The organism is Streptomyces sp. NPDC020884 (assembly GCF_044333935.1).
Lineage (GTDB): Bacteria > Actinomycetota > Actinomycetes > Streptomycetales > Streptomycetaceae > Streptomyces.
In genome coordinates, this window is record NZ_JBIRRY010000003.1 from 617969 (window position 1) to 631258 (window position 13290).

The following is a 13290-nucleotide window of genomic DNA, read 5'->3' on the forward strand; positions in this document are numbered from 1 at the left end:
CCGCCGCGCTGCGCCCACCTGCCCGTCCCAAACGTGCCGTATCCGTTCCCGGCGAGTTCCCGCCCCGGCCGGTCCCCTGCCGGTCCTGTGCCGGTCCCCTGCCGGTCAAGAGGGGGTGGCAGCGGCTGCGGCGGGCCGGCGCCGTCGCGCTCGTCCGACAGGGCGTCACTCGCGCGTCCACGGCCGATCACCGTTCAGACCGGCCAGGGTTGGGGCACTATGACGGGGTGACTGCCGCCAGGTCGCACGACGGTCCCGGCCCGCTCCGCAGGGCGGGACGGGCGACGGGTCATGCCCTGCGCGCCCCGTTCACCGGCACGGCGCGCGGTATCCGCAAGGCGACGCACGCCCACGGCGCGGGGGAATCCGGCCTCGGCAAACTGATCGAACTGCACGCGGTGAACGGCGCGGGCGACGTCATGATCACGGTCGCGCTCGCCTCCACGGTCTTCTTCTCCGTCCCGACGGACGAGGCGCGCGGGCGCGTCGCGCTCTACCTCGCCATCACGATGGCGCCCTTCACCCTGCTCGCCCCGGTGATCGGCCCGCTCCTCGACCGGCTGCCGCACGGCCGCCGCGCCGCGATGGCGGGCGCGATGCTGGCCCGTGCGCTGCTGGCGCTCACCATGTCGGGGGCGGTCGCCACGGGGGGTCTGGAGCTCTATCCGGCCGCGCTGGGCGTCCTGGTCTCCTCGAAGGCGTACGGCGTGGTGCGCAGCGCGGTCGTGCCACGCCTGCTGCCACCGAAGTTTTCCCTGGTGAAGGCCAATTCCCGGGTCACGCTGGCCGGGCTGCTGGCGACCGGGGTGGCGGCCCCGATCGGGGCCGGCCTCCAGACCATCGGCTCCCCCTGGCCGCTCTACGGGGCCTGCGCGATCTTCGTCGCGGGCACGTTCCTCGCCTTCACCCTGCCGCCCAAGGTCGACTCCGCGAAGGGCGAGCGCCGGGCGCGGCTGATCGTCCCGCACCGCGAGGAGGCCGAGCCGCGCCCCGCCCCCGGCAAGGGCAGCACCCGGGCCGGCCTGCGCAGGGGCCGCGACGGGGAGAAACCGGCCAAGGAGCGGCCGCCGGGCCTGCGGTCCGTCGGCGGGTCCGTCCTGCACGGGCTCCAGGCCAACGCCGCGCACCGGGCCCTCTCCGGCTTCCTCATCTTCTTCCTGGCGTTCCTGCTGCGCGAGCACCCGCTGGCCGGGCAGAGCGCGGCGGTCTCGCTCGGCATCGTCGGCGTGGCGGCGGGCGTCGGCAACGCCTGCGGTACGGCGGTGGGGTCCTGGCTCAGGGCGCGCGGCCCCGAGGTCATCATCGCGACGGTGCTGGGGCTCGCCCTGGGCGTCGCGGTCCTCGCCGCGGTGTTCTTCTCCACCGCGCTGGTCGCCGCGCTCGGCGCGGTCGCGGGCTTCACCCAGGCCCTCTCCAAGCTGTCGCTCGACGCGATGATCCAGCGGGACGTGCCCGAGGAAGTCCGCACCTCCGCGTTCGCCAGGTCCGAGACACTGCTCCAGATGGCGTGGGTGGTCGGGGGCGGCATCGGCATCGCCCTGCCGCTCAACGCGGTGCTCGGCATGTCGGTCGCGGCGGGCATTCTCGCGCTCGGCGCGGCCACGTCCGTACGGGGCCTCCTGGGAGCCGCGCGGCGCGGCACGCCGCACCCCCGCGTGGCATGAGCGGAGGCGACCGATAGCCTTCGGCCCATGACCGTTGCGTTCTTCTCCGGTAAGGGCCGTCGAATCGGCGTCGCTCTTGGTGCCGTGTCCGCGGGACTCCTTGTCCTGTCCGCCTGCGACAAGCCGACGCCGCTCGCCACCGTGACGGTCGGCAGCGACTCGGTGAACTCCGAGGCCGCCTGCTACAACGACGGCGATGCGATCAAGGAGTCCCTGATCCAGGGCTGCCTGAACAAGAAGGCCGACAAGACCATCAAGGTCTCCATGGACGACAAGGTCCGCTTCGGCGTCGACCCCGAGATCGCCGAGAACGGCTGGACGCTCTTCATCAACGGCCAGCAGGCCGAGCAGGAGCCGTTCGAGAAGACGTACCGGACGATCCCCGGCAGCGCCTTCTTCGCCAGCCAGACGGGCGAGCCGTCCAACAAGACGAACGTCTCGATCGTGGAGACCAAGGGCAAGAAGCTCACGGGCATCTGGCAGTTCGAGTTCAAGAAGAACTGACCCCGCCCGCCCCCTCCCTCCGTCCTCGACCCTGAGGCTGATATCCGTGCGTGTGCTCGTCGTGACCGCTGTCCCGGTGGAACGGGACGCGGTCACGCGTGCGTTCGGGGGCACGCATCGGACGGTGACGCTGCCGGGGGCCGAGCTGCACCGCAGCGGCGCGTTCGACGTCCTGGCGGGCGGAGCTGGCCCGGCCGCCGCCGCCGCGGCCACCGCCTTCGCCCTGGCGGCCGCCGCCCAGCCGCCCGGACCATCCGCGTCCGGGGCATCGGCGTCCGGAACATCGGGAGCCGGAACGTCGGGGGCCGGGTCCGGAACGTCCACGCCCGGGACGCCGGATGCCGCGTCCGAGGCATCGGCCCCGGAGCCGTACGGTCTCGTCGTCTCGGCCGGGATCGGCGGGGCGTTCACCCCCCTGACCCCGCTCGGTTCGCTGGTCGTGGCGAGCGACATCGTGGCCGCCGACCTGGGCGCCGACACGCCCGACGGCTTTCTGCCCGTCACCGCGCTCGGCTTCGGCCGGGACCGCTTCGCCCCGCCGCCCGCGCTCGTACGGGAGGTGGCGGCCGCCACGGGCGCCGCCGCCGGCCCCGTCCTCACCGTCTCCACCGTGACCGGCACCGCCGAACGCGCCGCCGGCCTGCTCGCCGCGCACCCGGGGGCGCTGGCCGAGGCGATGGAGGGTTTCGGAGTCGCGGAGGCCGCCGCCCGGGTGGAGGTGCCCGTACTGGAGCTGCGGGCCGTCTCGAACGCCGTCGGCCCCCGCGACCGGGACGCCTGGCGCATCGGCGACGCGCTGGCGGCGCTCACGGAAGCGTTCGGGAAGACCGCACCCGTACTGGAAGGTTGGAACCGGCATGACGACCGACACCGCAGCTAGCGACAGCCCGTCCCGGGACGCGATCGAGATCGCCTTCTCCCCCTGCCCCAACGACACCTTCGTCTTCGACGCCTGGGCACACGGCAGGGTCCCCGGCGCGCCCGCGCTGGACGTGACCTTCGCCGACATCGACATCACCAACGGCATGGCCGAGCGCGGCGAGCTGGACGTCCTGAAGGTGTCGTACGCGGTCCTGCCCTGGGTCCTCGACGACTACGCGCTGCTGCCGTGCGGCGGGGCGCTGGGCCGGGGGTGCGGCCCGCTGGTCCTCACCAAGGAGCTCGGCCTCGACCTGACCGGCCGGACCGTCGCCGTGCCGAGCGAGCGCTCGACGGCGTACCTGTTGTTCCGGCTGTGGGCGGCGGAGATGGTCCCGGGCGGCGTCGGCGAGGTCGTCGTGATGCCGTTCGACGAGATCATGCCCGCCGTACGGGACGGCAAGGTGGACGCCGGCCTGGTCATCCACGAGGCCCGCTTCACCTACCGGAACTTCGGTCTGCACAACCTCGCCGACATGGGCCGCCACTGGGAGGACACCACGGGCCTCCCGATCCCCCTCGGCGCGATCATCGCCAAGCGCTCACTGGGCGCACAGACCCTGCGGCGCCTGGCCGATTCCGTACGCAGCTCGGTCCGACAGGCCTGGGACCACCCCGAGACCTCCCGCCCGTACGTCCTGGAGCACGCCCAGGAGATGGACCCGGCCGTCGCGGACCAGCACATCGGTCTGTACGTGAACGAGTTCACCGCCGACCTCGGCGAGGACGGCTACGCGGCGATCCGCGGCCTGCTGACCCGCGCGGCGGCCGAGGGACTGGTCCCACCCCTCGGCCCGGACGCGCTGGCGTTCCCCTGAGCGGGCGGGAGGCCCCCCGCTCCTCGACCGGTCGTCGGTCCGCTGGACGTCTGCTCGTCCCGTCTACACGTCGAGCTGGTCCGCGACCGCCCTCAGCAGGCCCGCGACCTTCGCGCCGGCGGCCTTGTCCGGGTAGCGGCCCCGTTCCAGCTGGGGCGTGATGTTCTCCAGGACCGTCGTCAGGTCCTGCACGATCGAGGCCAGCTCGTCCGGCTTGCGGCGCTGCGCGGCCGCGACGGACGGGGTGGGGTCGAGGATCACCACGGAGAGCGCCTGGTCGCCGCGCTGGCCTGCTACCACGCCGAATTCCACGCGCTGGCCGGGCTTGAGTGCGTCGACTCCGGCAGGGAGTACCGACGAGTGGACGAAGACGTCGCCGCCGTCGTCGCGGGAGAGGAAGCCGAAGCCCTTCTCGCTGTTGAACCACTTGACCTTGCCGGTGGGCACGTCTGTCCTCGTCCTCGTACTCGTCGGTGCGGGAGAGCCGGGAAACGGCTCCGGATAGCAATACAGCGGGTCACCTCGACCCGCCCGGTCCCAGGCTAATGGCCCTACGGCCGGTGACAAGACGTCGCCGGAGAGTTCCTCCGGGCTGGGAACTACCCTGGTCGGGTGAGTACTACTCCTTCAGGCGCAGGCGACCGGCTTGTTCAGGTCGGCGCGATCGTCTTTTTCGTCGGCGCACTGGCCACACTGGTCACAGTCGCCCCACTTTTCCTGGGCACGGACCCGTTCCCGTCGATCGCGTACGCGGTCTCCATGCTGATGGGCCTCGGGTTCCTGATCGCCGGGGCGGGCGTCGTGCGGTCGGCCTGGGCCAACTCACCGAAACGGGCCGCGAACCCGTAGGCGGCCCGCCCCTGCCCCGAGCGCCGGGGCACCGCTCCCGGCTACGCCGCCCGGTCCGCCTCGAAGGCCGCCAGCCAGGCCGGGAAGCCCGTCAGGTCCGCCAGCACCACGTCCGCGCCCGCCGCCCGCAGCTCCGCCGCGTCGCACGGGCCCGTCGTCACCGCGACCGACAGCGCCCCGGCGGCCCGCGCCCCGCGCACGTCGCCGGTGTGGTCGCCGACGTACACCTGCGCGCCGTGCTCGCGCAGGGCCTCGCCCTTGGCCTCCGCCCACAGCCAGCCGACCACCGTGTCCGGCTCGATCCCGAGGTGGGCCAGGTGCAGCTTCGCGTTCGGCTCGTACTTCGCCGTGACGACGATCGCCCGGCCGCCGAGCGCCTGCACCGCGGCCACCGACTCCCGCGCCCCGGCGAGGGCGGTGGTCGGGACTATCGCGTGGTCGGGGTAGATCTCCCGGTACCGGTCGGCGGCCGCGGTCACCTCGGCGGCCGGGAACCAGTGCGCCAGTTCCGTCTCCAGCGGCGGGCCGATCCGGCTCACCACCAGGTCCGCGTCGATGGGCACGCCCGTCTCGGCGGACAGCGCCCGGTAGGCCGCGGCGATGCCGGGGCGGGAGTCGATGAGCGTCATGTCGAGGTCGAAGCCGACCGTCAGGGGGCGCCGGTGAGGGGGCCGAGGGGGGTGCTGAGCCGTGGACGTCATGCCTGCCATTGTGCCGACCGGCCGGGGCCGGACCCGAAGCCCCCGGCGGAGCGGAAATCCCGCCGCCTAGACTGAGCCGCGTACTTAGCCAAGCCTTACCAGCCCCGGCCCCGCACCCCTCACGTACCGGGCCGTCTCGATTGGGTCAGATGTCAGTGTCAGCGCCCGTGCGCGCCGCCGCGCCACCCCGTGCGCCCCGTCTCTCCCGACGCGCGGCCGCGACGGCGGCGGCCGTCGTCGCACTGCTGCTGGCCGTCCTGCTGAGCCTCGCCGTCGGCGCGCGTTCCATCCCCCCGGGCGAGGTGCTCGACGCCCTGCTCCACGGCGGGCACTCCGACGCCGCCGAGGTGATCCGCACCATGCGGGTGCCGCGCACGCTCATCGGGCTGATGGTCGGCGCGGCGCTGGCGCTCGCGGGCACGGTGCTCCAGGGGATCACCCGCAACCCCATCGCCGACCCCGGCATCCTCGGCATCAGCCAGGGCGCGTCCGTGGCGGTGGTGATGGCCATCGCGTTCGCCGGGATCCACACGCTCACCGGGTATGTGTGGTTCGCCTTCGCGGGCGCGGCCGTCGCCTCGGTCGCCGTGTACGCCATCGCCTCCAGCGGGCGCGGCGGCGCGACCCCGGTGAAGCTCGCCCTCGGCGGTGCGGCGATCAACGCGCTGCTGGTGTCGGTGACGATGGGCGTGCTCACGACGAAGGCGTCCGCGCTGGACGAGTTCCGGTTCTGGCAGGTCGGCTCGATCGCGGGGCGGGAGGCGGAGGTCGTCCAGCAGATCTGGCCCTTCCTCCTCCTCGGCGCCGTCCTGGTGCTCTCCGTCGCCCGCGGCCTGGACGCGCTCGCGCTCGGCGAGGACGTGGCGAAGGGGCTCGGGCAGAACGTCGCGGCGGTCCGGATCGTCGGCGGCATCGGGGCGACCGTCCTGACCGGGGTCGGGGTCGCCGCCGCCGGGCCGATCGCGTTCATCGGACTCGCGGTCCCCCACATCGCCCGCGCGGTCGTCGGCAACGACCACCGCTGGGTGCTGCCCATGGCGGCGCTGATCGGGCCCGTGATGCTGCTCGTCTCGGACGTCGTCGGCCGCATCGTGTTCCCGCCGAGCGAGGTCCCGGCGGGCGTGATGACGGCCCTGATCGGGGTGCCGTTCCTGGTCACCCTCGTACGCCGGAAGGCGGTGCCCGCGTGAGCGAGACGTCCACAGCCGTACGGGTCCGGCCCGCCGGGTACTCCGTCGTGAAGGCCGGGCCCCGCGGCCGGTTCCTGCTGCACCGGCGGGCCTCCGCCGTCGCGGCGATCCTGGTCGTGCTGCTGGCCGCCGTCTGCGTCGCCTACCTCTGTGTCGGCGAGAGCTTCGTCGCCCCCGGCGAGGTCGTGAAGGTGGTCCTCGGGCAGCCGTCCCCGGCCGAGCTGGTCGTGGGCACGCTCCGGCTGCCGCGCCTGGTGGTCGGACTGCTGGTGGGCGTGGCCTTCGGGGTCGCCGGGGCGCTGATCCAGACGGTGGCCCGCAACCCGCTGGCCAGCCCCGACATCATCGGCATCAGCCAGGGCGCGAGCGCGCTCACGGTCGGCGCGATGACCTTCGGCATCACCTCGTACACGGTTCTGCCCTATCTCTCCGTCATCGGCGGAGTGGCGGCAGCCGCGCTGGTCTACGTGTTCGCCTGGCGCGGCGGCCTGCACGCGACCCGCTTCGTCCTCATCGGCATCGGCTTCGCCATCGCGCTGCGGTCGGTGACCACGCTGTTCCTGACCAAGGGCGACTACCTGGTCGCGCAGCAGGCGCAGATCTGGATGACCGGTTCGCTGAACGGGCGCGGCTGGTCGGAGGCGGGCCCGATCGGCTGGACGCTGCTGATCCTGCTGCCCGCCGTCGCGTGGGCGGCCCGCGCGCAGCGCACCGTCACGATGGACGACGACACCGCCACCGCGCTGGGCGTGCGTCTGGGGCGCGTACGGCTCGGACTCATCGCCCTCGGCGTGGTCCTGGCGTCCGTGGCGACGGGCACGGCGGGGCCGGTGGACTTCGTGGCGCTGCTCGCCCCGCAGATCGCCCGCCGGATGACCCGGACCGCGCAGATCCCTCTGCTGTCCTCGGCGCTGCTGGGCGCGGTGATCGTCGTCTTCGGCGATCTGCTCGCCCGCAGGCTGTTCTCGCCCACCGAACTGCCGGTGGGCGTCCTCACGGCGGCGGTCGGCGCCCCGTATCTGATCTGGCTGATCATCCGCGGTCAGCGCGGCCGCAGTGGAGGCACCGCATGAGCCCGACGACCGGCATCGCGCAGCACACCGGCAGGCTCGCCGCGCGCTCCCTGACCCTCGCCTACGAGGACCGCACGGTGGTCCACGAGCTGGACCTCACCGTGCCCGACGGGCAGGTCACCGTCATCGTCGGACCCAACGCCTGCGGCAAGTCCACCACCCTGCGGGCGCTCGGCCGGCTGCTGAAGCCGCGCGGCGGGGCGGTCCTGCTGGACGGCACGGAGCTGGCGCGGATACCGACGAAGACGATCGCCCGGTCCATCGGGCTGCTCCCGCAGACCCCGGTGGCGCCCGAGGCGATCACCGTCTCGGACCTGGTGGCCCGGGGCCGCCAGCCGCACCAGAGCTGGTGGCAGCAGTGGTCGGACGAGGACGAGCGGGCGGTGACCGACGCGATGGCCCGCACCGATGTGACGGCGCTGGCCGACCGGTCGGTGGACGAGCTGTCGGGCGGTCAGCGCCAGCGGGTGTGGATCGCGATGGCGCTGGCCCAGGACACGGACCTGCTGCTGCTCGACGAGCCGACGACGTATCTGGACATCGCCCACCAGGTGGAAGTCCTGGACCTGGTACGCCAGTTGGCGTCCCCTGCCGCGGACGGCACCCGGGGCCGTACCGTCGTGACGGTGTTGCACGACCTCAACCAGGCCGCCCGGTACGCGGACCGTCTGGTCGCCATGAAGGAGGGCCGGATCGTCGCGGAGGGCGCGCCCGGGGACGTCGTCACGGCCGAGCTCGTCCGTGAGGTCTTCGGTCTGGCGGCGGTGATCGTCCCGGACCCGGTGACGGGTTCGCCGCTCGTCGTCCCCGGCGCCCCCTGGACCCCCGCCTCCGTCTCCGCCTCCGTCTCGCCCTCCGCCCCGACCCCCGGAAAGGTCCTCTGACCCATGACCCCGCGCAGCTTCCGCCCCCGCGCCCTGGCCGCCGTGTCCCTGACGACCGTCGCCGCACTGGCCCTGGCCGCCTGCGGCTCGTCCGACGACTCCGGCTCCGACTCCGCTTCCGCCGACTCCACCCGTACGGTCAGGACGGCGATGGGCGACGTGAAGGTCGAGGAGGCCCCTGAGCGGGTGGTCGTCCTGGACACCGCCGAGCTGGACTCGGCCCTGACCCTCGGGGTGAAGCCGGTCGGCGCGACCCACGCGGACGTGGCGTCGGGCTTCCTCGCCTACCTGCCGAAGGAGCAGGTGGCGGGCATCAAGGACGTCGGCGAGATGATGACCCCGAACCTGGAGGCCATCGCCGCCCTGAAGCCCGACCTCATCCTGACCAGCAAGATCCGGCACGGCGACAAGTACGCCGAGCTGTCCAGGATCGCGCCGACCGTGATGACGGAGAACACCGGCTATCCCTGGAAGGAGAACTTCCAGGTCCACGCGGAGGCCCTCGGCAAGAAGGCCGAGGCGAAGATGGTCACCGACGACTACGCCGAGCACGTGGCGGACGTGACGAAGGCGCTGGGCGGCAAGGACAAGGCGGCCGGGACCGAGGTCAACATGGTCCGCTTCGTCGAGGGCGCGGACATCCGCGTCTACGGCAGGAAGAACTACATCGCCACGATCCTGGCCGATGTGGGCCTGGGCCGCCCGGCCGTCGTGGACAAGGCGAAGGACGGGTTCTCCTACGACGTCAGCCCCGAGAAGATCGACCTCGCGGACGCGGACGCGGTCTTCCACTCGACGTACGGCGACCCGAAGAAGTCCAAGGAGACGCAGACCACCGGCAGCGGCCTGTGGAAGAACATGGACGTGGTGAAGAACGGCAAGGTCTTCGCGGTCGACGACCAGCTGTGGATCCAGGGCATCGGCTACACGGCGGCCGACAAGATCCTCGAAGAGCTCAGGTCCCACCTGACCGCGTAGCGCCCCGGCGGCCCTGCACGGGCCGCCGGTTTCCGCTGTTCTAGGGTGTGTCCGGCGAATGAGGGTGCGATCGGGCGTTGGCGGGGGAGCTGGGGCAGGTGCCGTTGAGTGATGCTGACTCGGCGATGGTGGGCGGCTACGAACTGATGGACCGCCTCGGTTCAGGCGGGATGGGGATGGTCTATCTGGCCCGGTCCGCGTCCGGCCGGCGGGTGGCCGTAAAGGTGGTGCACGAGCAGTACGCCGAGAACGAAGAGTTCCGGATGCGGTTCCGGCAGGAGATCGCGGCGGCCCGGCGGGTGAGCGGAGCGTTCACCGCGCCGGTGGTCGACGCGGATCCCGAGGCGGTGCGTCCGTGGATGGCGACGCTGTACGTTCCGGGCCGGACGCTGGCTCAGCGGGTCAGGGAGGACGGGCCTCTCGCCGGTGCGGAGTTGCGGGTGCTGGCGCTCGGGCTGAGCGAGGCGTTGCAGGACATCCACCGGGCCGGGGTGGTGCACCGGGATCTGAAGCCGGCGAACGTCCTGATGGCCGAGGACGGGCCGCGCGTCATCGACTTCGGCATATCCCGGGTCGCCGACCACCAGATGCTGACCGCGACGGGCCGGGCCCTGGGCACTCCGCCCTACATGTCTCCCGAGCAGCTGGCTTCGACGCGTGATGTCGGCCCCGCGTCGGACGTGTTCTCGCTGGCCGCCGTGCTGACGTTCGCCGCGTGCGGGTACGGGCCGTTCGACGCGGAGAGCTCGTACACGACCGCGTACAACGTCGTCCACACGGCGCCGGTGCTGGACGACGTGCCGGAGGCGCTGCGTTCGATCCTGGCCCGGTGTCTGGAGAAGGACCCGGCCGTGCGGCCCGGCCTAGCCGAACTGCTGGCCCTGTTCCAGACGTTGCCACCGCTCCAGGCGTCGCCACCGCGCCGGACGTCGCCGTCGCCCGGCGCCGCGGGGCAGCCGCACACTCCCGCTACCGGTGTCCTTCCCCCGACCGGAGTCCTGCCGCGCGACCCGTCACCGCCGCCCGCCCGCCCCGCACGGCTGCGGGGGCGGCGGGTGCTGCCGGCCGCGCTGGCCGTGGCCGTGGCGGCGGCCGGTCTGACGGCGGCCGTGATCCTCCGGCCCGGTGGCGGAGGCGGCGAGGACGGGGCCGGCGCGAAGCCCTCCACGTCACGCGCTCCCGCGCCGGTCCTGCCCGAGGGCTGGCGGCCGTGGCTGAACACGATGCGCACGCAGACGCCGATGGACGGCGGGGGTGACGGCGACAGCGGCTGTCTGGCCCCGCGTGACGCGCTGTACTGCGGCGGCCGGGGCTACACCGCCGCACGGCTGGACGCCGCCACGGGGAAGACCGAGTGGCGGTTCTCGGCGGGGATCGAATCCTCCGTCCCGGTGATGGTGCGGGACGGCGTCGTGGTGGTGAACGACATGAAGGGCCCCTCCTGGTCGACCGAGGTGCGTCAGTGGGTGACCGGCCTGAGCGCCGACAGCGCCGAGGTCGAGTGGACCCACTCGATCGCCGACGGCTCCCGTCCGGTCCCGTTCGGGAAGTGGGTGGTGGCCCTGTCGGTGAACAGCCGGCACTTCGTCGCCATGAACGCCGACGACGGCGTCGAGGCCTGGCGCTTCACGATCCCGGAGGGCGACCACTGCCTGCCCTGGTCCGGCGGCGGCGCGCTGTACGCCCGCTGCTTCCCGGTGGACGACCCGACCGTCGAGGGCGAGTTGTGGCAGATCGGCCCGGCCGGCGAAGGGCGTGCGGTGGCCGCCGTCCCGTCGCACGCGAACCCGGTGGGCGTCGACGGGGACGAACTGGTCCTGCTGGAGCACTCCGTCGACGCCCAGGACGAACCCGGCGACTACACGTCCGCGCTGAGGATCCACACCACGACCGGGAAGTCCCGCCGTGTGCCGCTGCCGGAGCAGGGTCGCGTCACGCCGGACGGCAGGGCGCCGCTGATCGGCCAGACGCTCTACCTGGTGCGGGACGACGGCACGGTCACCGCCGTCTCGGCGCGTACCGGCAAGGTGCGGTGGCGGCGCGACACGGAGGTGGAGGGCCTGTCCGCTCCGGTGCTGTCGGAGAAGTACGGGGCGCTGTACCTCGTCAACGGCCACGGGCGGCTCCTGGCGCTGGGGAAGGCCGACGGCCGGATCCTGTGGAAGACCCCGTCCCGGGAGGGTGCGAGCCTCCAGCAGGACGCCGGGCCGCCCACGGTCCGCCTGAAGGGCGACGCCATCGTGGCCCACGCCGGGGGCCTGACGTTCTCCGTCAGCCCCCTGGAGCCGAACGCACCCGTCGAGCGCTGAGTCGGCGGATCGGACGCGCGGTTGGGTTGGGTCCGGTCCGGCGGGTCCCGGCCGCGCGGGCGACAGGCCGCCCGGACAGACCGGCCGCCCGGCCGCCCGGACGGACCGGCCACCCCGGCGACAAGCCCTCAGGCCCTCAGGTCCTGCGACAGCCCCTCAGGTCCGGCGCGCCCGCCACACCAGGTAGAGCGCGGAGGCGACGGCGGCGACGCGGACCACCACCGGCCAGGTCTCCAGCAGAACGTCCCGCATCGCGCCCTCGCGGATGGGCTCGCCCCAGCGCCCCTCCATCCGCCCCCACACCCACGCGAGGGCCCCGGCCGCCACCACGCCCGGCAGGCCGAGCGCCGCCCATTTCGCCGCCGTACGGGAGAGGGTGCGCGAGCTGTACGCGATCAGCCAGCCGCCCGCCAGCGGCAGCCAGGATCCGGTGACCACACCGGCGACGAGCAGCGCGGCGGCCAGGAGCAGCAGCGGGTGCGCGAAGCCGCCGCGGGGGGCGGGGGCGGCGGCCGCGGGCTCGACGACCGCCGCGGCCTTGCGGCGGCGGAGCTTCACGAGACGCAGGGCGCGGCGGCGCCGGGCGGTCCCCGCGCCGTCCTCGGCGGCCTCCTCGTCGGTGCCGGGCTCGTCGTCCTCCGTGTCCTTCTCGTCCCGCTCGTCCTTCCGGACCGGCTTCGGCCGACGCCCGAGCAGCTCCGGGGCCTCGATGCCGCCGAAGAACCCGGGGATGGCGGTGCCCTCGTCGAAGGGGCCGGGCTCCAGCCGCCACCAGTCGGACCCGCCGTCCGCGTCCCCCTGCTGGTCCTGGCCGAGCATGTGCGGGGCGGACGGGTCGGGCCAGTCGCGGACCGGGGTGTCGTCGGGGGCGGCGGCCTTGTCGGGGGCGGACGCCGGGCGGGGCCCGGCGGCGGAGCGCGCACCGGGAGCACCGTCGGGAGCGTCGGTCCCGTCCTCGGCGGCGCGGCGCGACGCGCCCCGCCCGAAACCGGCTTTCGGCTTCCCGAAGGCCTTGCCCTCCCGGCCCTCGTCCGGCCCGGGAGCGGCCTCCTTCGGCTCCTTGCGGAGGAAGCCGCTCCGGGGCCGGGGCAGGGTCCGCCGCTGCTGCTCGCCCGTCCCCGTCCCGGTCCTGGCGGACGGCAGCGAGACCGTGCCGTCGGCCGACTCCGCCGCCTCCGCGACCAGTTCGTCCGGGCTGCCCAGCCTGCCGATGATGCGCCGCACGGTCGCCGGGGAGTCGGCGCCCTCCGTGCCGCGCTGCCGGTCGATCTCGCCCCGGAGCGTCGAAACCAGGCGCATCCGGGCGCCCGACGACAGCTGTTGTCGCTGAGCCAGGTCGCCGACCCGGCTCAGGTAGTCGTAGACGAGCTGGTCGCTCTCGATCCCCACGCGGTGCATCCCC

13 protein-coding genes are annotated in these 13290 nt (G+C 73.6%); 10 read left to right on the top strand and 3 right to left on the bottom strand.

Features of this window, described 5'->3' with window-relative positions:
- The first annotated feature begins 227 nt into the window (after positions 1 to 227).
- The 4 genes from ACH4UK_RS13775 to ACH4UK_RS13790 are packed head-to-tail and all read left to right on the top strand — an operon-like array spanning position 228 to position 3904.
- Positions 228 to 1664, top strand: coding sequence for an MFS transporter (locus ACH4UK_RS13775; RefSeq protein WP_398356221.1), 1437 nt, complete (start codon positions 228 to 230; stop codon positions 1662 to 1664).
- A 27-nt stretch (positions 1665 to 1691) separates the two neighbouring features.
- On the top strand, positions 1692 to 2168 hold the full coding sequence (locus tag ACH4UK_RS13780; RefSeq protein ID WP_398356222.1) for a DUF2771 domain-containing protein: 477 nt from the start codon (positions 1692 to 1694) through the stop codon (positions 2166 to 2168).
- 46 nt (positions 2169 to 2214) lie between these two features.
- The gene (locus ACH4UK_RS13785; RefSeq protein WP_398356223.1) at positions 2215 to 3048 is read left to right on the top strand and encodes a futalosine hydrolase; all 834 of its coding nucleotides are present in this window, start codon (positions 2215 to 2217) and stop codon (positions 3046 to 3048) included.
- Entirely contained in the window at positions 3026 to 3904 is an 879-nt protein-coding gene (locus tag ACH4UK_RS13790) for a 1,4-dihydroxy-6-naphthoate synthase (RefSeq protein ID WP_398356224.1), read from the top strand. The genes ACH4UK_RS13785 and ACH4UK_RS13790 overlap by 23 nt, the downstream gene beginning before the upstream one ends.
- 63 nt (positions 3905 to 3967) lie before the next feature.
- On the opposite strand, the gene ACH4UK_RS13795 is transcribed toward ACH4UK_RS13790, so the two are convergent.
- Complete coding sequence (locus tag ACH4UK_RS13795; RefSeq protein WP_398356225.1) at positions 3968 to 4351, bottom strand: cold-shock protein; 384 nt, start codon at positions 4349 to 4351, stop codon at positions 3968 to 3970.
- A gap of 165 nt (positions 4352 to 4516) precedes the next feature.
- Between ACH4UK_RS13795 and ACH4UK_RS13800 the strand changes: the two genes are divergently transcribed.
- Positions 4517 to 4753 carry a hypothetical protein gene (locus ACH4UK_RS13800; RefSeq protein WP_398356226.1) on the top strand — a complete coding sequence of 79 codons (237 nt, stop codon included), beginning with the start codon at positions 4517 to 4519 and terminating at the stop codon, positions 4751 to 4753.
- Between the two features lie 41 nt (positions 4754 to 4794).
- Here the strand turns inward: ACH4UK_RS13800 and ACH4UK_RS13805 are convergent, their stop codons facing one another.
- Complete coding sequence (locus ACH4UK_RS13805) at positions 4795 to 5454, bottom strand: HAD family hydrolase (RefSeq protein WP_398356227.1); 660 nt, start codon at positions 5452 to 5454, stop codon at positions 4795 to 4797.
- Between the two features lie 149 nt (positions 5455 to 5603).
- On the opposite strand from ACH4UK_RS13805, the gene ACH4UK_RS13810 reads away from it, so the two are divergent.
- The 5 genes from ACH4UK_RS13810 (at position 5604) to ACH4UK_RS13830 (ending at position 11888) form a co-directional block, all read left to right on the top strand.
- Positions 5604 to 6644: a FecCD family ABC transporter permease gene (locus ACH4UK_RS13810; RefSeq protein ID WP_398356228.1), complete on the top strand. Its 1041-nt coding sequence runs from the start codon at positions 5604 to 5606 to the stop codon at positions 6642 to 6644.
- Positions 6641 to 7717 (top strand): FecCD family ABC transporter permease, encoded by a 1077-nt coding sequence (locus ACH4UK_RS13815; RefSeq protein WP_398356229.1) that lies wholly within the window; start codon positions 6641 to 6643, stop codon positions 7715 to 7717. Before ACH4UK_RS13810 ends, ACH4UK_RS13815 begins: the two co-directional genes overlap by 4 nt.
- Positions 7714 to 8601 (top strand): ABC transporter ATP-binding protein, encoded by an 888-nt coding sequence (locus ACH4UK_RS13820; RefSeq protein ID WP_398356230.1) that lies wholly within the window; start codon positions 7714 to 7716, stop codon positions 8599 to 8601. Before ACH4UK_RS13815 ends, ACH4UK_RS13820 begins: the two co-directional genes overlap by 4 nt.
- 3 nt (positions 8602 to 8604) lie before the next feature.
- Positions 8605 to 9579: an ABC transporter substrate-binding protein gene (locus ACH4UK_RS13825; protein WP_398356231.1), complete on the top strand. Its 975-nt coding sequence runs from the start codon at positions 8605 to 8607 to the stop codon at positions 9577 to 9579.
- Between the two features lie 98 nt (positions 9580 to 9677).
- On the top strand, positions 9678 to 11888 hold the full coding sequence (locus ACH4UK_RS13830; RefSeq protein WP_398356232.1) for a protein kinase: 2211 nt from the start codon (positions 9678 to 9680) through the stop codon (positions 11886 to 11888).
- 156 nt (positions 11889 to 12044) lie between these two features.
- Here ACH4UK_RS13830 and ACH4UK_RS13835 read toward each other — a convergent pair whose 3' ends face one another.
- Positions 12045 to 13286 carry a hypothetical protein gene (locus tag ACH4UK_RS13835; protein ID WP_398356233.1) on the bottom strand — a complete coding sequence of 414 codons (1242 nt, stop codon included), beginning with the start codon at positions 13284 to 13286 and terminating at the stop codon, positions 12045 to 12047.
- Positions 13287 to 13290 lie beyond the last annotated feature (4 nt).